27 protein-coding genes are annotated in these 25,004 nt (G+C 48.2%); 7 read left to right on the plus strand and 20 right to left on the minus strand.

Annotated features, from left to right (window positions below; all coding sequences use genetic code 11):
* The first annotated feature begins 1 nt into the window (after position 1).
* Positions 2 to 712: an ABC transporter ATP-binding protein gene (locus H591_RS0105995; RefSeq protein ID WP_022966046.1), complete on the plus strand. Its 711-nt coding sequence runs from the start codon at positions 2 to 4 to the stop codon at positions 710 to 712.
* Positions 713 to 868: 156 nt separating this feature from the next.
* Positions 869 to 1,531 carry a 7-cyano-7-deazaguanine/7-aminomethyl-7-deazaguanine transporter gene (locus H591_RS0106000; protein ID WP_022966047.1) on the plus strand — a complete coding sequence of 221 codons (663 nt, stop codon included), beginning with the start codon at positions 869 to 871 and terminating at the stop codon, positions 1,529 to 1,531.
* 576 nt (positions 1,532 to 2,107) lie between these two features.
* Here the strand turns inward: H591_RS0106000 and yacG are convergent.
* Positions 2,108 to 2,299 (minus strand): DNA gyrase inhibitor YacG, encoded by a 192-nt coding sequence (yacG, locus tag H591_RS0106005; protein ID WP_022966048.1) that lies wholly within the window; start codon positions 2,297 to 2,299, stop codon positions 2,108 to 2,110.
* The gene (gene coaE, locus H591_RS0106010; protein ID WP_022966049.1) at positions 2,296 to 2,907 is read right to left on the minus strand and encodes a dephospho-CoA kinase; all 612 of its coding nucleotides are present in this window, start codon (positions 2,905 to 2,907) and stop codon (positions 2,296 to 2,298) included. Before coaE ends, yacG begins: the two co-directional genes overlap by 4 nt.
* Before the next feature lie 233 nt (positions 2,908 to 3,140).
* Here coaE and H591_RS0106015 point away from each other — a divergent pair, with 233 nt between their 5' ends.
* Positions 3,141 to 3,671, plus strand: coding sequence for a hypothetical protein (locus H591_RS0106015; RefSeq protein ID WP_028244220.1), 531 nt, complete (start codon positions 3,141 to 3,143; stop codon positions 3,669 to 3,671).
* A 67-nt stretch (positions 3,672 to 3,738) separates the two neighbouring features.
* Here H591_RS0106015 and trpC read toward each other — a convergent pair whose 3' ends face one another.
* From trpC to mpl, 17 genes are all read right to left on the minus strand, one after another.
* Positions 3,739 to 4,542, minus strand: a complete 804-nt coding sequence (gene trpC / locus H591_RS0106020; RefSeq protein WP_022966051.1) for an indole-3-glycerol phosphate synthase TrpC — start codon at positions 4,540 to 4,542, stop codon at positions 3,739 to 3,741.
* Positions 4,539 to 5,588, minus strand: a complete 1,050-nt coding sequence (gene trpD / locus H591_RS0106025; RefSeq protein WP_022966052.1) for an anthranilate phosphoribosyltransferase — start codon at positions 5,586 to 5,588, stop codon at positions 4,539 to 4,541. Before trpD ends, trpC begins: the two co-directional genes overlap by 4 nt.
* Entirely contained in the window at positions 5,588 to 6,181 is a 594-nt protein-coding gene (locus H591_RS0106030; RefSeq protein ID WP_022966053.1) for an anthranilate synthase component II, read from the minus strand. The genes trpD and H591_RS0106030 overlap by 1 nt, the downstream gene beginning before the upstream one ends.
* A gap of 42 nt (positions 6,182 to 6,223) precedes the next feature.
* On the minus strand, positions 6,224 to 7,210 hold the full coding sequence (locus H591_RS0106035) for a diaminopimelate dehydrogenase (RefSeq protein ID WP_022966054.1): 987 nt from the start codon (positions 7,208 to 7,210) through the stop codon (positions 6,224 to 6,226).
* A 52-nt stretch (positions 7,211 to 7,262) separates the two neighbouring features.
* Positions 7,263 to 8,741, minus strand: a complete 1,479-nt coding sequence (gene trpE / locus H591_RS0106040; RefSeq protein ID WP_022966055.1) for an anthranilate synthase component I — start codon at positions 8,739 to 8,741, stop codon at positions 7,263 to 7,265.
* A 334-nt stretch (positions 8,742 to 9,075) separates the two neighbouring features.
* Positions 9,076 to 10,179 (minus strand): tRNA 2-selenouridine(34) synthase MnmH, encoded by a 1,104-nt coding sequence (mnmH, locus tag H591_RS0106045; RefSeq protein ID WP_022966056.1) that lies wholly within the window; start codon positions 10,177 to 10,179, stop codon positions 9,076 to 9,078.
* Positions 10,176 to 11,231: a selenide, water dikinase SelD gene (gene selD, locus H591_RS0106050; protein ID WP_022966057.1), complete on the minus strand. Its 1,056-nt coding sequence runs from the start codon at positions 11,229 to 11,231 to the stop codon at positions 10,176 to 10,178. Before selD ends, mnmH begins: the two co-directional genes overlap by 4 nt.
* A 264-nt stretch (positions 11,232 to 11,495) precedes the next feature.
* The gene (locus H591_RS0106055) at positions 11,496 to 12,131 is read right to left on the minus strand and encodes a phosphoglycolate phosphatase (protein ID WP_051145814.1); all 636 of its coding nucleotides are present in this window, start codon (positions 12,129 to 12,131) and stop codon (positions 11,496 to 11,498) included.
* A 44-nt stretch (positions 12,132 to 12,175) separates the two neighbouring features.
* Positions 12,176 to 12,850 (minus strand): ribulose-phosphate 3-epimerase, encoded by a 675-nt coding sequence (gene rpe, locus H591_RS0106060; RefSeq protein WP_022966059.1) that lies wholly within the window; start codon positions 12,848 to 12,850, stop codon positions 12,176 to 12,178.
* A 78-nt stretch (positions 12,851 to 12,928) separates the two neighbouring features.
* Entirely contained in the window at positions 12,929 to 14,143 is a 1,215-nt protein-coding gene (locus tag H591_RS14960; protein ID WP_033421033.1) for an HD-GYP domain-containing protein, read from the minus strand.
* A gap of 140 nt (positions 14,144 to 14,283) precedes the next feature.
* Entirely contained in the window at positions 14,284 to 14,808 is a 525-nt protein-coding gene (locus H591_RS0106070) for a DUF3299 domain-containing protein (protein ID WP_022966061.1), read from the minus strand.
* Positions 14,809 to 14,819: 11 nt separating this feature from the next.
* Positions 14,820 to 15,065 carry a GlsB/YeaQ/YmgE family stress response membrane protein gene (locus tag H591_RS0106075; protein ID WP_022966062.1) on the minus strand — a complete coding sequence of 82 codons (246 nt, stop codon included), beginning with the start codon at positions 15,063 to 15,065 and terminating at the stop codon, positions 14,820 to 14,822.
* A 72-nt stretch (positions 15,066 to 15,137) separates the two neighbouring features.
* Positions 15,138 to 16,214, minus strand: coding sequence for a 5-(carboxyamino)imidazole ribonucleotide synthase (locus H591_RS0106080; RefSeq protein ID WP_022966063.1), 1,077 nt, complete (start codon positions 16,212 to 16,214; stop codon positions 15,138 to 15,140).
* Between the two features lie 3 nt (positions 16,215 to 16,217).
* Positions 16,218 to 16,709, minus strand: coding sequence for a 5-(carboxyamino)imidazole ribonucleotide mutase (gene purE, locus H591_RS0106085; RefSeq protein ID WP_028244222.1), 492 nt, complete (start codon positions 16,707 to 16,709; stop codon positions 16,218 to 16,220).
* A 175-nt stretch (positions 16,710 to 16,884) separates the two neighbouring features.
* Positions 16,885 to 17,178, minus strand: a complete 294-nt coding sequence (locus H591_RS0106090; RefSeq protein ID WP_022966065.1) for a YceK/YidQ family lipoprotein — start codon at positions 17,176 to 17,178, stop codon at positions 16,885 to 16,887.
* Entirely contained in the window at positions 17,171 to 17,803 is a 633-nt protein-coding gene (ubiX, locus tag H591_RS0106095) for a flavin prenyltransferase UbiX (protein ID WP_022966066.1), read from the minus strand. Before ubiX ends, H591_RS0106090 begins: the two co-directional genes overlap by 8 nt.
* Positions 17,803 to 19,158: a UDP-N-acetylmuramate:L-alanyl-gamma-D-glutamyl-meso-diaminopimelate ligase gene (mpl, locus tag H591_RS0106100; RefSeq protein WP_022966067.1), complete on the minus strand. Its 1,356-nt coding sequence runs from the start codon at positions 19,156 to 19,158 to the stop codon at positions 17,803 to 17,805. The genes ubiX and mpl overlap by 1 nt, the downstream gene beginning before the upstream one ends.
* A gap of 146 nt (positions 19,159 to 19,304) precedes the next feature.
* Here mpl and H591_RS0106105 point away from each other — a divergent pair, with 146 nt between their 5' ends.
* The 4 genes from H591_RS0106105 to H591_RS14965 all read left to right on the plus strand — a co-directional run bounded on the left by H591_RS0106105 (position 19,305) and on the right by H591_RS14965 (position 23,876).
* On the plus strand, positions 19,305 to 19,745 hold the full coding sequence (locus tag H591_RS0106105; protein ID WP_022966068.1) for a GNAT family N-acetyltransferase: 441 nt from the start codon (positions 19,305 to 19,307) through the stop codon (positions 19,743 to 19,745).
* A gap of 163 nt (positions 19,746 to 19,908) precedes the next feature.
* Positions 19,909 to 20,436, plus strand: coding sequence for an inorganic diphosphatase (gene ppa / locus H591_RS0106110; protein ID WP_022966069.1), 528 nt, complete (start codon positions 19,909 to 19,911; stop codon positions 20,434 to 20,436).
* 141 nt (positions 20,437 to 20,577) lie between these two features.
* Entirely contained in the window at positions 20,578 to 21,510 is a 933-nt protein-coding gene (locus tag H591_RS0106115) for an ABC transporter substrate-binding protein (protein WP_022966070.1), read from the plus strand.
* On the plus strand, positions 21,504 to 23,876 hold the full coding sequence (locus H591_RS14965) for an EAL domain-containing protein (protein ID WP_022966071.1): 2,373 nt from the start codon (positions 21,504 to 21,506) through the stop codon (positions 23,874 to 23,876). Before H591_RS0106115 ends, H591_RS14965 begins: the two co-directional genes overlap by 7 nt.
* Here the strand turns inward: H591_RS14965 and H591_RS0106125 are convergent.
* On the minus strand, positions 23,873 to 24,940 hold the full coding sequence (locus tag H591_RS0106125) for a class I SAM-dependent methyltransferase (protein WP_022966072.1): 1,068 nt from the start codon (positions 24,938 to 24,940) through the stop codon (positions 23,873 to 23,875). The two genes, H591_RS14965 and H591_RS0106125, sit on opposite strands and share 4 nt — an antisense overlap.
* Positions 24,941 to 25,004 lie beyond the last annotated feature (64 nt).

Here is a 25,004-nt window from a genome sequence, read left to right on the forward strand (position 1 = left end):
GATGCAAGCCTATGGCATTAAAATCTCAGGACTAAGTAAATCATTTGGCAGTGGTGATACCGCTGTGCATGCGTTAAAGCAAGTGAATATGCAGGTAGCACCGGGCGAAGTGGTGGGTCTGATTGGCCCGTCTGGCTCAGGGAAAAGTACGCTGCTGAAATGTTTAGGAGCCATTATCGAACCCAGTGCTGGGCAGATGTATTTGGGCGAGCAGCTAATTTACGATAATGCTTGGAAAATCTCAGACCTGCGCGCGCTGCGCCGCGATAAAATTGGCTTTGTTTTTCAGGCGCCCTATTTGATTCCATTTCTGACCACGCTGGATAATGTCGCACTACTGCCCATGCTCGCCGGCGTCAGCAATAAAGAAGCTCGGCAGCGCGCCTTAGAGTTACTGACCGTTTTGCAAGTCGAGCACCGCGCTCAAGCCTTACCTTCGCGCCTGTCCGGTGGTGAGCAACAGCGTATTGCCATTGCCCGTGGACTGATTAACCGTCCACCGGTGATTTTAGCCGATGAGCCCACTGCAGCCTTAGATAGCGTGCGCGCGTTAACGGTGATTCGCATGCTCAATGAGATTGCCCGTGATTATCAAACCGCGGTGATTGTGGTCACTCACGATGACAAAATCATCCCGACCTTTAGGCGTTTGTACCATATCCGTGACGGCATCACTTACGAGGAACAAGGGCAAGCACGCGACATTTCATAACAGCCGTAACTGCTCAACAATGGCTTAATCGGGCATGCCAACTGCAACGCCAAGCGGCGTGGTCTACATATTGCTCGCCTTTGTGGGTACAATACGCGCTCGCAACACCTAGCTTAGGTGCTCATGGTTCCCTCACCCCATTCAAAAAGGTGTCTTATGTTTGCTCTAACCGGCCCCCGCCAGCGGGCGGCGGTGGTGACGCTGATTGCGTTCCACATTTTTATTATTATCGCCAGTAACTATCTTGTGCAGTTCCCTATGCAGCTCTTTGGTTGGCAAACCACTTGGGGCGCTTTTAGTTTTCCCTTTATTTTTCTAGCCACCGATCTAACCGTTCGTTTACTCGGTAAACAGCCGGCACGGCGAGTGATTGCCTATGTGATGCTGCCAGCCTTATTGGTTTCGTATGTCGTCTCAGTGCTGTTTCAAGAAGGCTCGTTTCGCGGCGCCGCGGCATTGCTGGTGTTAAATACTTTTGTTCTGCGTATCTCGTTAGCGAGTTTTGCCGCTTACGCAGTAGGGCAACTGGCGGATATTCAGGTGTTTGATCGACTGCGCCAGCTTAAGCAATGGTGGATTGCTCCAACCGCATCAACTGTATTGGGCAATCTGCTGGATACTTTTGTGTTTTTTGCGGTGGCGTTTTGGTACAGCAGCAACGCCTTTATGGCCGAGCACTGGATTGAAATTGCGGTGGTTGATTACGTGGTTAAAATACTGATCAGCTTGCTGCTGTTTATTCCGTTGTATGGCTTACTGCTAAATGTGCTGCTGCGTTTTATGGGTGCACCAACTGAGGCTAAGCGCGCCGCGCATTGATTCCTATTATTTGAGCGGTACGACATACGCACATTGCATCTATTGCCTTGGTTTTTTATGCGCTGATTAATGTGATGTATGCCGTACTTCGGAATTGCTGTTTGTCCGTCGATGAACCCATCCAGAGTTCAACTCCGGTGCTCGCCATCCTTGGCTCGCTCATCACACCAACCCCGAAGCACGCGTTGACCATTTGCAGAGCCTGCGAGCTCCAGCAGCATTAAGCCAGCAAGCATCCCATCAACAATAAAACCTGCAACGACTCGCAGGCTTTTAAAAGAGCCATGCTACAAACTAGCTGTCCACTCAAATGGTCAAGCCATGCCCTGCTAGTGCCGCAGCAAGCGTAGCATGGATGCGCAGCGCCCGAATTGAGGCAGGATGCCTCATTGAGGGAAAAGCAGCACTAGCAGGGTGTGGCAGGCACAACTACTGCTGCCTTTGATTTTAAAAACAAAAGAAAGCGGTACATGCGCACTGCCGCATTGAGGCAAACAGAACTAGCTAAGTGCGGCAGGCACAATTATTTCTTGAAAATACGCACTGCTCACACCCTCACAGCATCAAAAGACACTCTTAGTGATTAAACTCATCACCAAACATAGCATCCAAATCCGGCTCACCTGGAATAGCGTGTTCTTCTGCCGCCCAAGCACCTAAATCAATTAACTTGCAGCGCTCACTACAAAAAGGACGTGACGGACTCTGCTCACCCCATTCGACTGGTTTCTCACACGTAGGACAGGCCACCGTTGTTACTGAAGTCATAACTGACCTCCTGTTAAAGTTAAGTAATAGTCATGCAAACGTAACACTTCTCGCTGCAATGCGGCTTTATCTGCGGCATTACACAGCACATCATCAGCATATTTTAAGCGCTCATCACGATCTAACTGAGCCTGCATAATAGCGCGCAACTGCGCTTCAGAAACTTGATCACGCTGCAGAGCACGAGCAACCTGCAGTTCACTCGGGACATCCACCACCAGAATACGCTGGACGGTTTTATACTGGCCGGACTCAATCAGTAAAGGCGAGACCAAGATGGCATAAGGTGATTGTGCCGCCGCTAGAAACTGACTGATTTCATCACGAATCAGCGGATGCAATAAAGCCTCCAGCCATTGCCTTTGTTCTGGCTCAGCGAAAATACGCTCACGCAAAACAGCACGATTGAGCTGGCCATCATCAAGCAATACTGCATCACCAAAGCGATCGACTATTTTTGCTAAGGCAGGACGACCCGGCTCAACCACCCAACGCGCGGCATGGTCGGCATCAATCGTCGCAATACCTAACTGCGCAAAGGCATCGGCGGCGGCACTTTTACCGCTACCAATGCCGCCTGTGAGTCCTAAAATCCAAGGCTTACTCAACTCATTATCCTTATTAGCGAATTCTTCTTGCTCAAGCGCAATCTCAGCAGTAGAGCATTTTCTCAAACTCTGGCAACTTAATCACAGCTTTATCGTCGTACTATCGGTTAACGTAGCCTACAGATTAAACTTTTTACAGCAAGATGCTGACTTGTATTATCTATCACGGCAAAGCAGTCATTAATGACTGTATTATTGAGCCACAGACAATGACCTTTTATAGGGATTTAAACATGCTCCAATACTTTTATCGCTCTATTCTTACTGCGCGCTGGTTGGCTTTGAGCCTAGTAGCCGCGGCGACATTCAGTGTTGCCGAGCCGCTAAGCTTAGACAGCAGTGAACAGGTCAATTACCTTAGCCAACTGAAACGTCAACATGGCACATCGAATGAACGCGCAGCACTCTTAGCCGAGGTTAACCGCTTACTGTCTGAGCATGCTTTGCGCGCAGGCTATCAGGTTGGTCACAGCAACCCACAAGATTTTCTATACAGTGTTAGCGTTGCTCAGCAAGGTGATTTGATCATTCGCGAAGAAATTCGTAGCAGCCAAAATAATGCAATGGAAGTACGCAGCAATCGCATCAATGTGTTTGGTGCCGACCCTTTTGTCAGCTATGCCTGCCCAGCACAAGGTATTCGCTGTGTGATTTTTGGCGAAGATAAGAAAACTGCAATACTGACAATTGTCCGCGATCAGCAAGCAGCCAAAAACTTAGCGCGCGCTTTCTCGTATTTAATTCGCAACATACAACGCGGTTAAGACAGCGATAACGTAGTGCGACTGACACACAAATCTACAGTGAGTCGCACTAGGTTATTGGTATGTGTTACTTAGGAAAAAACAAACGTTTCAACTCGACGCCCGGATCATTGGCGCGCATAAATGCTTCGCCAACTAAAAACGCATGCACGTTATTAATTTCCATCAGTTCAACATCGGTGCGTTGCAGAATCCCGCTTTCAGTAATCACCAATCGTTCTTCTGGAATTCGTGGCAATAGCTCGAGAGTGGTTTCTAACGATACTTCAAAGTTATGCAAGTTACGGTTATTAATACCAACCAATGGCGTATCTAAATGTGTTAACACGCGATCAAGCTCTTCGCCATCATGCACTTCGGCCAACACATCCAAACCCACTTCTTTAGCAGCCGCAGCCAGTTCGCGCATCTGCCCATCGTCTAAACAGGCGGCGATCAACAATACGCAGTCGGCACCCAGCGCACGCGCTTCAATAATCTGGTACGGATCAATCATAAAGTCTTTACGAATCACTGGCAGCGCACAGGCATTACGCGCTTCTTGCAGGTAACGATCGGCACCCTGGAAGAAATCGACATCGGTTAATACCGATAAGCACGTTGCCCCACCTTGGGCATAACTTTTGGCCAACCACTCTGGGACAAAATCTTCACGCAACACACCTTTGCTCGGTGATGCTTTTTTAATTTCGGCAATCACCGCAGGCAGCTTTTTCTGCACTTGCTGCTGTAAAGCTCGGGCAAAACCACGTGGAGCAGACGCTTGAGCGGCTTGCGCGTGTAATTCGCTGAGGCTGACGATTTGTTTACGCAGCGAGACTTCTTCGTGCTTACGCGCGACAATTTTTTCTAAAACCGTTGGAATACTCATGCCTGACCGGCCTCCTGCTTAAACACTGAAGTAAAAGATACCAGCTCTGATAATTTTTCTAGAGCAAGACCGGTGTAAATGGTGTCATGGGCGCGCGCCACACCTTCTTTTAAAGTGTTGGCCACACCGGCTGCATATAAAGCTGCGCCAGCATTGAGCGCAATCATTTCCGCAGCTTTATGCGCGTAAGGCAGCTCGCGCTTACCCAACGCATCACGAATCAGTTTATAAGAGGCCGCCGCATCTTCAACTTCTAAGCCAATTAACGACTGACTGGCAATACCAAAATCTTCTGGCTGGATGCGGTACTCAGTGATCTCGCCATTTTTTAATTCAGCAACAAAAGTTGGCGCGCCCAAGCTGATTTCGTCCATACCATCTTGCGCATGCACGACCAAAACATGCTCACTGCCCAAACGCAGCAGCACTTCGGCCAAAGGACGGCACAATTGCTTACTAAATACACCAATGACTTGGTTTTTAACCTGCGCTGGATTACTCATTGGCCCAAGGATATTAAATAAGGTGCGCAGACCGAGCTCACGTCGCGGGCCGCTGGCATGTCGCATAGCGCCATGGTGTGCCGGTGCAAACATAAAGCCAACACCAACAGTTTCAATGCAACGAGTCACTTGTTCTGCAGTTAAATCTAAATTAACCCCCGCCGCTTCCAGCAAATCAGCACTGCCGCTTTTACCCGAAACTGCACGGTTACCGTGTTTCGCCACTTGACCACCGGCTGCAGACACCACAAAAGCAGCAGCAGTTGAGACATTAAAAATATTCATGCCGTCGCCGCCGGTACCACAGGTATCCACTAAATGCTCACCGGAAATGGCGACTGGATCAGCGAGTTCACGCAGCACCTGCACCGCACCAACGATCTCATCGATGCTTTCACTTTTCATGCGCATGGCCACTAAGAACCCGCCAACCTGTGCATCTGTGCACTGCCCAGTCATAATTTGCCGCATCACTGACTGCATCTCGGCTGTACTTAAATCCAGATGGCTGACCGCTCGATTCAGCGCTTCTTTAATGTCCATTAACGCAATCCTCCCGTTTGCTGTAAAAAGTTTGCCAACAAGGCGTGACCTTGCTCGGTCAAAATTGATTCAGGGTGAAACTGTACACCTTCAATATTTAGCGTCTGGTGCTGCACGCCCATAATGGCTTCCAGCTCACCTGTCTCGGTCTGTGTCCAAGCGGTGACAACTAACTCCGCTGGCAAACTTTGCGGCGCTACCACCAGAGAATGATAGCGGGTCGCCGTCAGTGGGTTATTCAAGCCAGTGAACACACCTTGATTGTGATGGTAGACAGGGCTGGTTTTACCATGCATCGGCACGCTGGCACGTACCACTTCGCCGCCAAACACTTGGCCGATACTTTGATGACCTAAGCACACCCCCAGAATCGGCACTAAACCAGCAAAAGCTTTAATCGCGGCGAGTGACACACCGGCCTCATTGGGCGTGCACGGGCCCGGTGAGATCACCACCCGCTCAGGCTGCATGGCCAACAATTCAGGCACAGTGTATTCATCATTACGCACGACTTTGACCTCAGCACCGAGTTCAGCAAAATACTGCACCAGATTCCAAGTAAAAGAGTCGTAATTGTCGATCATTAGCAGCATGGCAGGTGGTCCTTAGGCGTTTAAGGGATCAAGTCAGTTAGATCAGAGCAGTTCTTTACGTAACTGCGCAGGGCTTTTTGGCGATAACAGACCTGGGGCAATATCAAATACAGTTTTCGCACCAATATCGTTTAAACGCGCCAAGCGATGCACTGCACGCGCATAAGCGACCAGCACACTGGCAGTAAACTCAGGATTACTGCCTAAAGCCAATGAATACTCAATGGTTTGCTTGGTATCTACACCGGTATTACCGCTGCGAATAACAAAACCACCATGCGGCATACTGCTGTGTTCTTTATTGAAGGTATCCTGATCAATAAAGTTGACCACGGTGTCGTAATCAGCGAAGTAATCCGGCATGGTCACAATGCTGTCACGTACTGCATCGGCATCGGCGTTGTCTTCTAGCACCACAAAGCACTCACGAGTGTGCTTTTCACGGGTGGTCAACTGTGGCTGCTCGCCATTACGTACTCGCGCCATCGCATCTTCAGACGGCAAGGTATATTGCACGGCTGATTTGACTCCAGAGATTCTGCGCACGGCATCAGAATGCCCTTGGCTTAAACCTTTACCCCAGAACGTATAGGTTTCACCTTCTGGCAAAATCGCTTCGCCATACAAACGGTTCAGTGAGAACAAACCTGGATCCCAACCCACTGATAACAGCGCAACCCGTCCTGCATCACGCGCAGACTGGTCCAGAGCTGCATAATACTCAGGCACTTTAGCGTGGGTATCAAAGCTATCTACGGTATTAAAAAACTGCGCTAAGTATGGGCCTTGCTCTGGCAAATCTGACTTTGAACCACCGCAGAGAATCATCACATCGACTTCATCTTGGTACTGCTCAATATCGGCCATGGCGTACACCGGCACACTGCTGTCGAGCAGACTGACACTCACCGGATCGCGACGACTAAACACACCCACCAAACGCATATCTGGGTTTTGTGCCAGCGCTGCTTCAACGCCACGTCCTAAATTGCCATAACCGGCAATGGCTACTCTGATTCGATGCGACATAATGATTGACCTCTACAGTTAAAACACAAACACAATTAAATGCGCAATTGGTTTACAGCTTACTTTTTTCAGCTAAAGCGACAGCCTTAAACATAGCTCGACGCTTATTCAGGGTTTCTTCCCACTCCAACTCGGGCTGTGAGTCAGCGACAATTCCAGCTCCAGCTTGCACATGCAGCTGATTGTCTTTAATCACTGCTGTGCGAATCGCAATGGCAGTGTCCATATTACCATTCCACGCCCAATAACCGACCGCACCGCCATACACGCCGCGTTTGACTGGCTCAAGCTGATCAATGATTTCCATCGCACGCACTTTAGGTGCGCCTGACAAAGTGCCTGCAGGTAAAATAGCCCGCAGTGCATCCATGGAATTGAGTCCTTCACGCAAATGCCCTGTGACATTCGACACGATATGCATCACGTTAGAGTAACGCTCAATAATCATTTTCTCGGTGACTTTAACGCTACCTGTTTGCGCCACGCGCCCCACATCATTGCGGCCCAAATCAATCAGCATCAAGTGCTCGGCCAGCTCTTTTTTATCGGCCAGCAATTCATGTTCAAGGGCGATATCTTGCTCTTCTGTAGCACCACGCGGACGCGTACCGGCAATCGGTCGCACAGTAATTAAGCCATCTTCAACCCGCACCAATACTTCAGGCGAACTGCCGACCACATGAAACTCAGAAAAGTTAAAAAAGTACATGTATGGGGTGGGGTTAAAGCAGCGTAGCGCGCGATACAGATCAATTGGCGCCGCGCTAAAAGGCACGGACATGCGCTGAGAAATCACCACTTGCATGCAGTCACCGGCAGCGATGTAGTCTTTAATCGTTAACACAGCCTGCTCATAATCGCTGCGACTGAAGCTCGAAGTGAACTCTGGCTCAGTGCCGTCGATCGCGTTTAAATCAACGCCTAAACGCGGAGTAAAGGGCTGGCGTAACTGCTCAGAGAGCTGCTCAAGCTGTGCTAAACCCTGCTGATAAGCATCGGCTTGGCTTGGATCGGCCAAAACGATTAAATGCAGTTTGCCAGCAAGGTTATCAAACACCACCACCGCATCAGACACTAACAATAGAATATCGGGCGTGCCGAGCGGATCAGGATTGGGGCAATGGGCTAAGCGCTGCTCAACATAGCGCACACTGTCATAGCCAAAATAACCGACTAAACCACCATTAAAGCGTGGCAAACCTGCCAGCGTTGGCACCTGATAGCGCGCTTTAAAACTTTCGACAAAGGCCAGCGGGTCATCAACCTCTAGGTCTTCGACAACCTGCTCATCAGTCATCACGCGCACGCGTTTACCATCAACACGCAAACGAGTGCGGCTGGGTAAACCAATGATCGAAAAGCGCCCCCACTTCTCACCGCCCTGTACGGACTCCAAGAGGTATGAGTAAGGTGCATCAGCAAGTTTTAAATAAATTGATAGCGGCGTATCAAAGTCGGCCAGCGTTTCGCGAGCCAAAGGAATACGGTTATAGCCTTGGTCAGCTAAACGCAAAAACTCTTCGTGGGTCATATCAGCCTCGTGGCAAGAGGGAAAACGGGAACACAAACAATGCCGCCAAACTGGCGACGAATAAAATTTAGACGCGCCAACGCCAACGGCCGGATGCCGCTGGTAACGTGCCTATCAATAGTTTGCGATCAACAACCACGAGCGGGTCCCTTGGTGCGGACTGAAATAAGAGCCAACACTAGCGCAGGCCATGCTAACGCGCAACCTGTAGATGCGAGTTTTTACTAATTTAACCCAGAACAACGGGTGTTCTTCGCTCGTCTGAAATGGCTTATCCAGCCAGCAGATGAGTGCGCTCGATAAAATCCCCCACCCAATATCTACTGTATGCGTTTTATCCTGCCGCTGCTGATTGCGCCAAATACTCACGCACCTCTGCAGCATTACCGGTGAACTCAGGAACGCCATGCTGATGAACGAGTTGGTACTCATACATCGGGTCGTAATAATCCCTTAACATGCGCTCAATCCAGGCGCGATGCAGACTGTTATCGCCACGCTGGTGGGCCACTAAGGCCTGCTGCAACAGTGCATCAATCTCTTGATATAAAGCGCCACCTAAACGCTTTTGCGTTCTCTGCAAAGAATCCGTGAGATCATGACTAAAGGCGGCAAAGCCGGCTTCTTCACCTAGCGCTTGTTGCCACTCATCGAGCTTATACAAAATATAATTACGAAAGCTATGTTCGACACGCGGCTCTAAGCTGGCCATCACCACCACAATGGGTGCCTGCGCCATGCGCTCACGCAGTTGCAACGGAATCGCACAGCGACCAATCAGCTTGCTTTCATCTTCAAGCAAAATACGTTGATTGGGACGGGCATGATGCTGACGTAATAAAGCAATTGCTAAACTGTTTTCAAAATCAATGGGGGTGGGCTGCCCTTCTGGGCGCTTACCAAACGAGCTGCCGCGGTGGTGGGCAAGCCCCTCCAAATCAATGCTGTTATCCAGACTATTGAGCAAATCAGTTTTCGCACAGCCGGTATGCCCAGCAACAATACAAAACTGACTGGCAGCAACAATCTGTTCTTGGCTATCAATTAAAAAACGGCGCATGGCTTTGTAACCACCGGTAATGCGCGGATACTCGCAACCGGCATCTTTCATCCACTGCTGGACAATCTGACTGCGTAAACCACCACGAAAACAATACAAATAGCCTTCTGGGTTATTACGTGCGAAGGCCAGCCATTGCTCCATCCGCTGCTGTTTAATCGCGTCATTCACCAACTGATGACCTAATGCCAGAGCCGCCGCTTGCCCTTGCTGCTTATAGCAGGTACCCACTTGAGCACGCTCATCATCGGTCATCAGCGGCAGGTTAACCGTATGTGGAAACGCGCCTTTGCTGAACTCCAACGGCGCACGGGTATCCATCATCGGTGTATCAGTTAAAAACAGACGGGTAAAATCTTCAGTGTCTGCACGGCTCATGCCCGTACCTCAATACGGTAATCATCACGCTCGGCAACTAATTCGCCAATGCATTGTGCATAAACGCCAGCAGTAGTGAGCACTTGCTCTAAAGCGGCTGCATGCTCGGGTTGCACTGCAATCAATAAACCACCGCTGGTTTGCGGATCACAAAACAAGGCGCGTTGTTCATCACTTAACGGTGCCAGCTTATCGCCGTAGGATTCAAAATTACGTGTAGTACCGCCAGGTAAACAGCCTTGAGCAATGTAATCACGCACCGGTGGTAGCAGTGGAATATCTTGCTCAAACAATATCGCATTGACGCCACTGCCTTCACAGACTTCCAGTAAGTGGCCCATCAAGCCAAAACCTGTGACATCGGTAATGGCTTCGACGCCAGGTAAATGCGCAACTTCAGCACCCACTTTATTCATCTGACACATCACGTCGCGCGCTAAAAACTCGTGTTCACTGCGTAATTTCTTCTGCTTCTGCGCGGTGGTTAAAATACCGACACCCAGTGGTTTGGTCAGATACAAACGGCAGCCGGCCGTGGCGGTATTGTTTTGTTTGAGCTGATCTTTATTAACGATACCGGTCACCGCCAAACCAAAAATCGGCTCAGGTGAATCGATACTATGCCCACCTGCCAGCAGAATTCCCGCTTCGGCACAGGCCTGACGGCCACCATCAATCACGCGCTGGGCAACTTCAGGCGGCAATACATTCACCGGCCAACCGAGGATGGCAATGGCCATAATGGGCTTGCCACCCATCGCATAAATATCACTGATGGCATTGGTGGCGGCGATCCGACCAAAATCAAACGGATCATCAGCAATCGGCATAAAGAAATCAGTGGTACTGAGAATCACCTGATTATTGCCAATATCATAGGCAGCGGCATCATCTTTACTGCTGTTACCCACTAGCAAATTGGCATCGGTGGGAAAAGTTAGATTAGATTTTAAAATTTGATCGAGAATCTTAGGAGATATTTTGCAACCACAACCAGCACCATGGCTGTATTCGGTTAAGCGTATTGCTGAGGCGGACGTCTGACTGCTCATCGGCTTGTTCACTTGCGGCTTACCCCTAAATAGTTACATTATTTTCAGATGTGCATGATACACCTGCAAGACCACAGTGAAAGCGGCAGGCGTACTCAGGATTATTTTATCTTGAGAATTTTGATCTCAGCATGCCTTAGTGCTGAACGCAGTTAAGGCTGTTTACACGAGTCGTCAGAGGAAATATCTCTGAGCAGCGCACTTTAGAAACGAAGAAATGTCTCCTCGCCAGTTCAAGTACGACGAGGAGAGGCACGGTCTAACCTACAGAAACAGTTCGCGCAGATCATCCACCACTAACGCCGGATTCTCAGCACTGATCGGCTGGCCATAGTTATAACCATAGGTCACCGCAATACAGGCAACACCAGCAGCATGGGCAGCAAGGACATCATTGCGCGAGTCACCGACAAATAAACACTGTTGTGCAGTCACCTGCGCTTGCTGCATCACCCATAGCAAACCGGCGGGATCAGGCTTTTTCTCTGGCAAGGTATCACCACCAACGATCCACTGGAAAAACTCCGCCATAGTTGTATCAGCCAGCAATCGTGGTAAGAATTTCTCCGGTTTATTGGTGACTAAAGCCAGCTTAATACCAAGCAAATGCAAGGATTTCAAGGTGTCGAGGGCTCCAGGGTAGAGGGTGGTTAAACTGTCCCCACTGCCATACACCTGCATAAAAATTGCCAGCGCTTCGGCTTCTTGCTCTGCAGTAATGGCCTGATGATCAATATCATCAGCCAGAGCGCGGCGCACTAAGACCGGCGCGCCATTACCGACCCAATTGCGCACCTTCTCCATACCTGCCGGCGCACGGCCTAGCTGCAACAGCATTTTATCTGTGGCAACGGCCAAATCAGGCACCGAGTCAATTAAGGTGCCATCCAGATCAAACATGACCAGCTTAGGTAACTGTCCGTTCAACACACCAAGCAAGGTTTTCACTGCTGCACACCTGCCAGCTCTGCACGCATCGCAGAGATCACTTGGGCATAATCTGGCGCATTAAAAATAGCTGAGCCAGCCACAAAGGTATCAGCGCCTGCTTGGGCAATTGCTTTGATATTTTTAACATTCACGCCGCCATCCACTTGCAAGCGAATCGGCAAACCGCTGGCATCAATCAGCTCGCGCGCTTCACGCAATTTGTCCAAAGTGCCGGGAATAAATGACTGCCCACCAAAGCCTGGGTTCACACTCATCAAGAGCACCATGTCAACTTTATCTAAGACGTACTTTAGTACGTCCAACGGCGTGGCCGGGTTAAATACCAGACCAGCTTTACAGCCACCTTGTTTGATCAACTGCAAGGAGCGATCCACATGCTCGGAAGCTTCAGGGTGAAAGGTAATGTAACTGGCACCCGCTTCAATAAAATCACCAATAATGCGATCCACTGGTTTGACCATCAAATGCACATCAATCGGCGCAGTAATGCCGTATTTACGCAGCGCGGTGCAGACCATTGGACCAATCGTCAGGTTAGGCACGTAATGGTTATCCATCACATCAAAGTGCACGGTATCTGCGCCAGCAGCGAGGACACGGTCAACATCTTCACCTAAGCGAGCAAAGTCGGCGGATAAAATAGATGGGGCAATTACAAAAGGCTGCATAGTTTTCTCACAATCCAATAATTTAAGATAGAACGATGACCCAGTCACTACAGTGACATCAACGCAAGCATCCGAATATCATTCGCGCCATAAATCATCGAGGTTACGAAACCCCCAGTCATCAGCTTGCTCGCGGGCAATAATGGTTTCTTGGCATTGTGCATGGGCTAAATTAATCACAACTTGCTCAATGGGTACTTTAGATTTAGTTGAAAAAAATACTTTCACTTTAGGCTTCAACAATGACTCTTCATTCTGATCAATCACTACGCCTAAACGTCCGCTGCTCAGCCGTACCAATGAACCAACAGGGTAAATACCCACAGCACGAACAAAAGCCTGGAAAACTTTCGGATCAAAATGGCCATCCCATTGCGCCATGCGCTGCAAGGACTCAGCAGGCCCCCAGCCTTTTTTATAGGGTCGATCAGAGGTTATTGCATCATACACATCGCAAACAGCAGCCATTCGAGCAAACAAACTAATTTGTTCACCAGCGAGTTTTTTCGGATAGCCATTGCCGTCATACTTTTCATGATGATGCAGACAGACATCATAAACTAGAGCACTGGCTGCAGGCTGACTGGTTAGGAGAATTTTAGCCCCATACACTGGATGCAAGCGTACTTTGGCAAACTCTTCGTCCGTCAAACGACCAGGCTTGTTGAGAATTTCATCAGAGATCGACATCTTGCCAATATCGTGCAACAAACCCGCTAAACCCGCTTCTGAAACACGCTTTTCAGGCAAGTTCAACTGGCGCGCCAAGGCAATCATTAATGCACATACTGCAACAGAATGCATATAGGTGTATTCATCAGCATTTTTCAAACGCACTAAACTAATTAATGCCGAAGGGTGGCGTAAAATTGATTGAGTCATCTCATCGACTAACCCATCAGCTCTATGGATATCAATGGCTTTACCCATTCTTACATCAGTAAACATACTAATCACAGCGGCTCTAGAACGTTCGCATAGATCAAGAGCTCTCTTAATCTCGTCCAGCATAGCAACTGGAGTAATAGACTCAAGCATCGCTCCTTGTAACAAGGCATCAGCTCTTTGCGCAGCTTGTGCAAACTCTTCACTAATCACACTTTCAGGCAGATCCAGACCTTTAGCAGTATCAATCCAGACCTCTGTCACTGCACTGCTTTTCAGGCTATACAGATCAGCCTGATCCTCAAGCGCAAACCCACTCTTCCAGAACGGGTGCTCCATCCATGAGCCACACAACTCATGGATATACATACCCAAGGTAATATCAGCGACAGAAACTTTCTTTAGCACGGTCATACCTATTTACATCAAACGCTTAATGTCAGTGAGTAGATGCTGCTTGCAAAAAAGATCAGATTATCTTTAATTGTGCAGGCGATTCAGACAACCCAGCCGTCATTCTTAACTTAACAACAAAAACTCAAGCAGAATCAGTTAGAAATCAACACTACTTCGTTAGCTGTTATTGTGTAAGCAGAATCAGCCAACTGATTGCTACTGACTTCAACCCGCAAGGTTCCTTCAACCCACAGAGGCTGGTAAATATCAGCTAGATCGATGCCTTTAGCATAACGTATTAGGACAATTTGATTCGGCGGTGGCGGCGGTACATGAATACAAGCGCCTGGGTATGGCACCAAAAAGAACTCAACAAAACGGCCTTGCTCATTGGTTTCTAGCGGCACTGGATAGCCGCCCAATAATATTTTTGTACCATCCAGCGCAGTTACGGTTTGCGCTGAATACATCACTGCAGGTAAGTTTTTATCTGTTGATCGCAGTCCGCCTGGGACATAAAAACCACTTTCTGCCTCAGGCGTGTCGTGACTAATGTCAGGCATATCCAGCAGCGCTTGACGATCAGACTCTGGCATTAAGTCCAGCCAATCGGTTTCTTCAAGCGCTGCTTGCGCAGCACCGACGAACAGCAGTAAAGCCAGCCACAAGCAACGCATAGTCCATCCTTTTAACGCTTGTTGAGCGCTTCAACAATAAACAACAGGACAATGGCACCGACTACCGCACCGATGAATCCAGCGGGCTGTCCGGCTTGATAAACACCTAAGGCTTGACCACCGTAAGTCGCAGCCACAGAACCGGCCAGACCTAAAATAATCGTCATTATCCAGCCTAAACCACTACGACCAGGCTTTAATAAGCGCGCAATGATACCGACTAACAAACCGATAATTAATGTGCCTAGAATACCCATATCGTTTCTCCCTGCATGTTAATAATGGTGTTCTTGCTAGACCGTATTATGACACTGCAGTTCAGTCTAGACTTAGAGCAACGCTTCCAGCTCCACAATTTGCTGCTGTAAACGTTGAGCTGTCGCACTGCGCAAAGTGGCATGACCGACTTTACGCCCTGCTTTCGGCGCTTTGGAATAATCATGCAAGTGGCAATCAGCAATGCTTAATACCTTGCTCGCCTCTGGCACGCTGCCAATAAAGTTGAGCATGGCGCTATGTTCCACACTTGCCGTAGAGCCCAATGGTAATCCAGCAACTGCGCGCAAGTGATTTTCAAACTGACTGCACTCAGAGCCTTCAATAGTCCAGTGTCCAGAGTTGTGGACGCGCGGCGCAATTTCGTTAGCCTTTAAACCGCCATCCACTTCAAAGAATTCAAAAGCCAGCACACCGACGTAATCTAGCTCTTGTAACACACGACTGGCGTAGTCTTGCGCCAATGCTTGTAAAGGATGCGCATCACTGGCCACGGACAAATGCAAAATACCGTCGTTATGAATGTTGTGCACCAGTGGATAGCATTGCACTTCACCATCACGACCGCGCACCGCCACTAATGAAACCTCACCACTAAAGGCAACAAAGCCTTCTAAAATGCAAGGAACATTGCCTAAGTAAGCAAAGGCATCGACGACATCCGAGGCTTCTCGTAAAACCTTCTGACCTTTGCCGTCATAGCCTAAGGTGCGAGTTTTCAACACCGCAGGTAAGCCAATTTGCTGAACGGCTGTCTCTAAATCAGCTTGCGACAAAACATCAGCAAACTCGGTGGTTGGGATACCCAGCTGTTTAAACATGGATTTTTCAAACCAGCGGTCACGAGCGATACGCAGTGCATTAGCACTGGGGTACACCGGTACAAACTGCTCAAGATATGCCACGGTTTCCGCTGGCACACTTTCAAACTCAAAGGTCACTAAGTCGACGGATTGCGCCATCTTCTGCAAATGCTCCGGCGAGCTGTAATCTGCATGCAGGTGCTCACCTAAAGCGGCAGCGCAAGCATCCACTGCAGGATCAAGAAAAGTAAACTGCATCCCTAAAGGTGTACCGGCTAACGCCAACATGCGTCCCAGCTGACCACCACCAATCACGCCAACTTTCATGACTTAAGCCTCTCGTGGATCTGGATTATCTAATACTGCTTGTGTTTGCTTTTCACGGTAGGCATTGAGCGCTACATGAAACTCAGGGTACTGATGACCGACAATACTCGCGGCCAATAAAGCAGCATTCACCGCACCGGCTTTACCGATGGATAAAGTCGCCACAGGCACACCGGCTGGCATTTGCACGATCGACAATAAAGAATCAACACCGGACAGCATGGATGATTGCACTGGGACGCCAAGCACAGGCAAGTGAGTTTTCGCCGCACACATGCCCGGCAAATGCGCCGCACCGCCAGCGCCCGCAATGATTACTTGCAAGCCACGTTGATGCGCTTGTTCGGCATAACTGAACAATAAGTCTGGAGTACGGTGTGCAGATACCACTTGCACTTCATAAGGAATGCCGAGGGTTTCCAGCATTTCTACGCTGTGGCTCATTGTGCTCCAATCGGACTTGGAACCCATAATCACGCCTACCAGTGGACTCATCAGTGTTGCCTCTTCAAGTTTGAGCGCCTCTTTAGCGCGGCAAAAATAACAAACCACGCAACACGGCGTGGCTTAGTCGATGAAACAGTCAAGAATTGTAAGCGCACAATTATAGCGCATTTGTCGCACATTGCTAAAACGCTTAGCGACAAACGTCGATTTATTGTGTCTTGAGTTAACGCCCGCCTTGTACAGTCAAGCCAACACCTAACTCAACCGCTAGCGCCCATGGCAGCAATAAAGTATCCAACAGTGCACTAAAAGGCAGATCAAGCGCTGCATATTTTGGCGCATAAGCGCCGAAGCGCTCCATCGGATAGCAGCCGCCTTGCAAACTGTACCAATCCAACCGTGTGCCAGAATAAATCACTGGCGCACCAGCCTGCGCAGCATTGAGAGTGCGCACACTGGCACAGCCAGCAATGCCAAGCAAGACCAGCACCAGCAAGAAGCGCAAGGGGTTACTCATCCCAGCCCGCTTGATGATGCTCGCCCCAGCGCGGCAACATATCTTGTGGGATTTGCAAAATATTCAGAATCCGCGCCACAACAAAATCAACTAAGTCATCAATGCTTTGTGGTTGATGATAAAAACCTGGCGAAGCAGGCAAAATCACTGCGCCCATATTCGACAGTTTCAGCATATTTTCTAAGTGAATACTGGAGTAAGGCGCTTCACGCGGCACAATCACCAGTTGACGACGCTCTTTTAGCACCACATCCGCGGCACGCTCAATCAAGCTATTGCAAGCACCGGTGGCAATCGCTGACAAGGTTCCGGTTGAACAGGGTACGACCACCATGGCGCTGGGTGCACCCGAGCCTGAGGCCACTGATGACATCCAGTCCTCTTTGCCATAGACACGAATTTGCCCAGCAGCAGCGCCGGTGTACTCAGTCAAAAACTGCTGCATTGCTTGCGGCTTTGGCGGCAACAACACATCGGTTTCTGTGGCCAGCACCAGTTGCGCCGCTTTAGAAATCAAGAAATGCACTTCGCGATCTTCTTGCACTAAACAATCGAGCAGACGCAAACCGTACTGCGCCCCAGAAGCGCCGGTCATGGCTAAAGTAACTCGCGCTGGCCCCATCATTATTTAGCCTCCAAAGCATCAATCAGTTGCGCATGAATCCCGCCAAAACCACCATTACTCATAATCACCACTTGAGTATCGGCCTGCGCCAGCGCTAAAACACCGTCGATGATTTCTTGCAAAGTATTGCAGACCCGCGTCGGTACCGGCGCATCGGCCACGGCGCCGGCTAAATCCCAACCGAGGTTATCTGGTGCATACCAAAATACGTGATTGGCATCCACCGTAGATGGTGCTAATCCTTCACGATGCGCACCCAGCTTCATCGAGTTAGAGCGCGGCTCAATTACTGCAATAATCTGTTGCTTGCCAACCTGCTTACGCAAACCATCTAAGGTGCTGGCAATTGCCGTTGGGTGATGAGCAAAGTCGTCATACACGGTCACGCCACGCACACAAGCCAGCTTCTGCATACGACGTTTAACATTTTGAAACTCGGCTAACGCTTGTGCGCCATGCTTCGCCGTCACGCCCACATGCCGCGCTGCTGCTAAAGCGGCTAGCGCATTGGCGACATTATGCAGACCAGTGAGCGACCACTGCACGCGGCCTTGCTCAACGCCGTCGAGGGTGACGCTAAAATCTGAGCCATCCTCTTTCAGCAGCTGCGCTTGCCACTGTCCATCAGCACCGGTGGTTTGCACTGGCGTCCAGCAACCTTTAGCAATCACCCGTTGCAGCGCTTCTTCGCGCGCAGGGTAAATCACCAGTCCATTGCTCGGCACAGTGCGCAGCAAATGATGAAACTGCAATTCAATGGCGGCTAAATCAGGAAAAATATCCGCATGATCAAATTCTAAGTTGTTGAGCACCGTGGTACGCGGACGGTAATGCACGCATTTTGAACGCTTATCAAAAAAAGCGCTGTCATATTCATCGGCTTCAACCACAAAAAAATCAGTTGCGCCCAAACGCGCCGACACACCAAAGTTCTGCGGCACACCGCCAATTAAAAACCCAGGCTGCATACCGGCATACTCTAAGATCCAAGCCAGCATACTGCTGGTTGTGGTTTTGCCGTGGGTCCCAGCAACCGCCAATACCCAGCGGCCTTGCAAGACATGCTCAGCCAGCCACTGTGGCCCGGAAACATAAGGCAGCCCTGCATCGAGCATATATTCCACCGCTGGATTACCACGTGACAATGCATTGCCCACGACCACTAAATCAGGTGCCGGCTTTAAATGCTCAGGAGCATACCCCTGCATCAGCGCAATGCCCTGCTCTTCAAGCTGCGTACTCATTGGCGGATACACATTGGCATCGGAACCGGTGACGCGATGCCCCAACTCTTTAGCCAGTAACGCTAAAGACCCCATAAATGTGCCGCAGATGCCTAAAATATGAATATGCATACAAACCTCAAATAATTGCCCGCAAGATTACCACAAGCATCACGATTCAACTGCGCACCAACCTCCACCTCAGATTTGCAACCCATCGCAGTTATAGGGCAGGATTGCTCAACACTGATGACCATTAAACAGAAAAGAGAGTTGCCATGCGCATCATTTCCGCCAGCTTAGAACATCTAGACCAGCTCACCCCAATGTTTATCCGTTACCGTGAACTTTATGGTGCGATGCCACAAGCAGAGGCCTCAAAAGAGTTTTTAGCCGAGCGCCTGAATAAGCAAGAAGCCATTATTTTACTGGCTTTTGAAGAAGACACTCTGCTGGGCTTCTGCCTGGTTTATCCAAGCTTTTCTTCAGTTTCTTTACGTCCCATGTGGATTATTAATGACATGTATGTCGCCGAAGACGCTCGACGCAAACACATTGCCCAACAACTGCTCAAGGCGCTAGCTGAACAAGCTCGCAGTAACGATGCCGTACGTCTGCGCGTCTCGATTCATGCCAGCAATGAAATCGCCCAACGTCTCTACGAATCCGCCGAGTTCGCGGAAGATCAGAACTTTAGAAACTATATTTTACCGCTATAAACTCACGGTAGCGTGAGTGTTAAAGCAAGCAGGATTGTGGACATTATTCCTTACAACTAGCACCGCCCTGTTTAGCAATAAAACACTAAGCGTGAATACTTGGTATACACCAACAAATACCACTATAATTGCCGCACTTTTTCTCTTTTAACTGGATATTCACATGAGCTTTAGCAAGATCCCTGCTGGTAAAGACGTACCTAACGACATCTACGTAGCGATTGAAATCCCAGCCAATCACGCGCCAATCAAGTATGAAATTGACACCGAAACTGACAACCTGATGGTTGACCGTTTTATGGCGACCCCAATGTTCTACCCTGCCAACTACGGTTTCATTCCAAACACTTTGGCTGACGATGGCGATGCTTTAGATGTTTTAGTGGTCACTCCTTACCCAGTCGCACCAGGCTCAGTGATCCGTGCGCGCCCAATTGGCGTACTACACATGACTGACGAAGCCGGTGGTGATGCTAAACTAATTGCCGTTCCACACGAAAAACTCACGCAATTGTATAACGATGTTCACGAGTACACTGATCTGCCACCGTTGTTGATTGAGCAAATCAAACACTTCTTTGAAAACTACAAAGATTTGGAAAAAGGCAAATGGGTTAAAGTTGAAGGCTGGGGTGATGCTGCCGCTGCTCGTGAAGAAATCATTAAAGCAGTTGCTGCTTACAAAAAATAAGTAACCTATCAACTAAAGGCCGATGCAAATCATCAGGCCTTTAGTGTTCTATATAGACAGATTCACTTTTCATATATATTCTACGTAACTATAATTCCGGCAAGTTTAAGCAAAACTCTATTGAGCGAATGGATTTAATCAATGCGTGTATTCTTGCTTGTCCTTCTATGCAGCAGCTTTCTGTTTGGTTGCAGCAATGAGTCAGACCCCTTGCGCATTGGCAGCAATCGGTGGCTAGGCTACGCACCCATATACTTGGCTGACGAGTTTGGTTGGGCCTCCTCAGCAAACATACAACTTGTGGAGTACTCCACTTCAAATGGTGTTATTCGTGGCATGCATAACGGCTTGCTAGACGCCGCTCTATTAACGCTAGACGAAGCTATAATGCTACAAAGCACCGGATATGATATTGAAATCTTATTGATTACAAACATTTCAGCTGGTGCAGACATTCTTTATGCACATCCTTCCATACGATACATCCATGAGCTTAAAGGTAAACGCATAGCCGTTGAAAGTGGCACGCTAGGTCCTTATTTCTTATCACGTATTTTAGAAAAAGCTAAGCTAACCGAAAGCGATATTAAAATTATTAACACACCTTCCTACATGCATGCAGGAGAGCTAGAAAAAGGTTTAGTCGACGCAGCTATTAATACTTCTGCCGCACACATGCAACTCACTCAAAGTGGCGTACTGCCACTATTTACCAGTCGCGATTTACCTGATGAAATACTTGATGTCCTTGTAGTGAATCGCAAACGTACTAGTTCAGAATTACGCTTACGCTTACATGGTTTATGGTTTAACAGTTTAGACGCTTGGCTTAATCATCGCGAGAGAAGCGACAAACGTCTATATCGACGCCTGGGCTTAGATGGGCAGTCATTAACTCGCACCTTAAACGGTATCGTTATGGGCGACAAAGCCCTAAATGCGCTTTATTTTGAGCAAGACCTATTGAGCGCCCGCATCCAACAAACTCAAGCTTTGATGCTTAATAAAAATCTACTCCAGCAGCCCATTGATGTCAGCAAACTGCTTCCCAACTGCAGCGGTGACACATGCTAAGCCGTTATTCGTTGCGTTGGTCAATTCCAGCTTTACTCGGTATTTTCGCATTAATTTTTGCTACTTTATTAATGCTGATTCAATTACCCGTAAGTCAAAAAAACGCGCTTAGCTCTTGGCGAAATTATACTGATCAAATGCTGATTCAATCACAGAGCAGTCTTAACGATCATCTACGTCTTAATCGTACAGAAGAAATGACAACAGAATTAGCTGAACTTGGCAGCTTACCCAATGTACGCTGGGCAGCAGTCATTGATGCTCAACTGCAGACAGTAGCAGCAACTCGTTTAGGCTTAGAGGCTAGTATCCGCAGCCAACTTGATGAGCAGCAGTTGAAAGACTTAATACTCAAGCATACGCCATCATGGCAACTACTTAGTAAACAGCGTTATTTAACTATATACCCGCTTAATAACATGCAATTTAATAGCATTGATCAATCTGGAGCTCTATTAGTCGAGCTCGACTTTGCTCCTTTCTTACGACAAACAACCAATAACGCCTGGTTATATCTTGGCCAAGCATTATTGTTACTTCTGATACTCGGTTTTATTTTAAACCATTTATATTCTCATCTTGTAGTTAAGCGTATTTCACATATTAGTAATGTTACCCAACGTTACGCAGCGGGAAATCTACAAGTACGCACAGGCCTGCAAGGTAAAGATGAAATCAGCCTGCTCGGCACCGCCATCAACAGCATGCTCAGACAACTCGAGAACAACCATAAGACTCTTCAAGAGAGCGAGCTTATGCTACGCAATCTTATCAACGCCGCACCAGTTGGCCTATTGGTCATAACTGAACAAAAACAAATAATTGAAGCAAACCCTACCGCACAACAACTATTTAATCTCACTGCGCAAGAGTTACGTGCAAGTCAACCTGAAGAGCTTTTTAGTAATACTGAGCAGTGGTTGCAACTGATCCAAGGCGTATGTAAAAAAACCATACTATCAATTGATCGCAACGAAAAAAGACTTACCACAGAAGCTGTAATTAACACGTTCTCACGTGACGATAAAAATTACACACTGCTGATGCTTAACGACATTAGTGAGCGCGCACAAGCAGAGCAACGCATGCACTATCTTGCCAATTATGATGTTTTAACCGGCTTATTCAACCGCAACAGCATTCTTAATCATGTTGAAAAAGCTCTTCAAGTCAACCGAGAACTCAGCTTGATTCTGATTGACCTCGATCGCTTTCAGTACCTTAACGATGGTCTTGGCCATAACATCGGCGATCAACTACTACAGGTTATTGCACGTCGATTACAAGATTGCACTAAGCATTTTGATGTTCTCGCCCGAGTGGGTGGAGATGAGTTTATGGTGGCACTATCGGGCGCATCATTACATCAAGCAGAAGCTTTAGCCACAACATTGCTAGAAGCCTTTAATGAACCATTCAAGGTTTTACAATACGAATTATTTATAACTGCAAGTATCGGGATAGCTCATCATAAAGGCTCCAAAGGAAGTGCTGTACAGCTGTTAAAGCATGTTGATCTCGCGCTATATCACGCAAAAAAAATGGGCCGCAATTGTTTTATTAGTTTTAATGCTGATCTTGCAACTGACGCAGCATTGCGCCAACAACTCACAGATGAATTACGTCATGCATTAAGCCATGATGAGTTCGAACTGTTTTTCCAACCACAAGTCGATGTAAACAATCGCCCAGTTGCCATGGAAGCATTGCTGCGCTGGCACTCCAGTTCGCGTGGCTTAGTCAGCCCAGATAAATTTATTCCGCTACTGGAAGAAACCGGAATGATTTTAGATGTATCGCGATGGGCTTTCCGCGCGGCATGCCGACAAGCAACCGCGTGGAACAACCAAGGAACACCGCTACGCATTGCAGTTAATTTGTCACCGTTGGACTTTCTACAAGCTGATTTAGCTGGTTCATTGATTGCTATCATGCAAGAAGAGCAAACTCTCCCTCAGCTGATCGAGCTTGAGATCACTGAGAACTCGTTACTTGACAGTGGCGCGCAAGTACAAAACACTTTAAGACAGCTAAAAGCCGCAGGCTTACTGCTGTTCTTAGATGATTTTGGTACCGGCTATTCTTCACTTACTTACATTAAGCGCTTTCAATTTGATGGAATTAAAATTGATCGTGAATTTGTTGCGGGGCTGCCCAACTGCCAACAATCAATTGCACTTATCCATGGCATCTTAACCATTGCCGCACATTTAGGTTTGGATGTAGTGGCGGAAGGGGTAGAGACAGAGGCTCAAGCAAAGTTTTTGCGTCAGCAAGGCTGCCAGCTATTACAAGGTTATTTCTTTTCTGCTGCGCAGCCTGCCGCATCACACTTTAATAACGATCACACACTCAAACTGTATTAAGCTTTACGCAATTTTAGCAAAGTGTGGCCTACGCCAATTTCGTCGATTTGCTCAACCAAAACAAAGCCTGCCTCAACAGCCAACTCCAACATTTCCGTACTGCGATAAAATCGACTATTACCGTTTGCCAAACACGTAAAATATAGCGAAGTAGCATTTAGTGAATAACTGGCTGCGGAAAATTTTTGGCAATCCCAAAACAACTCTAAGATATACACCAACGCATCATCAGGCATTGCCGCATGCACAGATCGTAAAATATTGAGAATTTGTATAGGCGAAAAACAATCTAAAAACTGACTCATCCACCAAACATCACCATCATCAGGAAGCTGATGGCCAGCCTCTAAAAGATTGGCAGGATGAGCAGTCACTCGCTCAGAAAACCCTTGTTCTGCCATATTCTGTACGGCAAGCGCCAACTGTTGTGGTAAATCCACCATTGTCACGTGCACATGTTCATCAAAGTTGCAGCATTGCGCGGTCCAGCGCCCAGTATTAGCACCAATATCAATCAAGTGCCGAGGCGGTTGCGCAAATACTAAACGCAACAACTCAGGAAAAGCTTTATCGCTGTAATAGTGATCAAATTCAAACCAACTGCGCCGCGCTGGCTCAGGCAACACCGACAACCCCTCATAAATGGTTGGCCAGTTGCCGAGCTCTTGCAAGCCTGCAGGGCGAGACTCTTGCAAGGACGTCGTTAAATGGCTCATCGCTCGATAACAGACATCATTAGTAAACGCCATATTCACTTTGGTCATGTCATCGTGCAGTAAAAAGTAACCTACCTTTGCCAGCCTATACTGCGGTGCTTGAAATGTAACAATATGGCAGCTTAAGCCCATATCCAGCACAACTTTTACCGCATATTCTGACAGATTCGTTTTTTCTGCTAGATCGGCAGCGCTCAAGCCCTTATCTCCTGCCTTATCAAGCTCTGCAAGTAAATTAAGCTCCAACATACTGCGCGCAGCTTGAAAAGCTATCGGCGCAAAAGCGAGTTGCTGAGCATATTCTTTTGCTTGCAAAGCTGTCAGGCAGTTTTGAGCATGGTACGGCATAGATTGGTTCCCTTTTTCAGATCAGGCATAAAAATAAAATGGCAAAAACATGCTATTAAAAAGC

The organism is Denitrificimonas caeni DSM 24390 (genome assembly GCF_000421765.1).
Taxonomy (GTDB): domain Bacteria; phylum Pseudomonadota; class Gammaproteobacteria; order Pseudomonadales; family Pseudomonadaceae; genus Denitrificimonas; species Denitrificimonas caeni.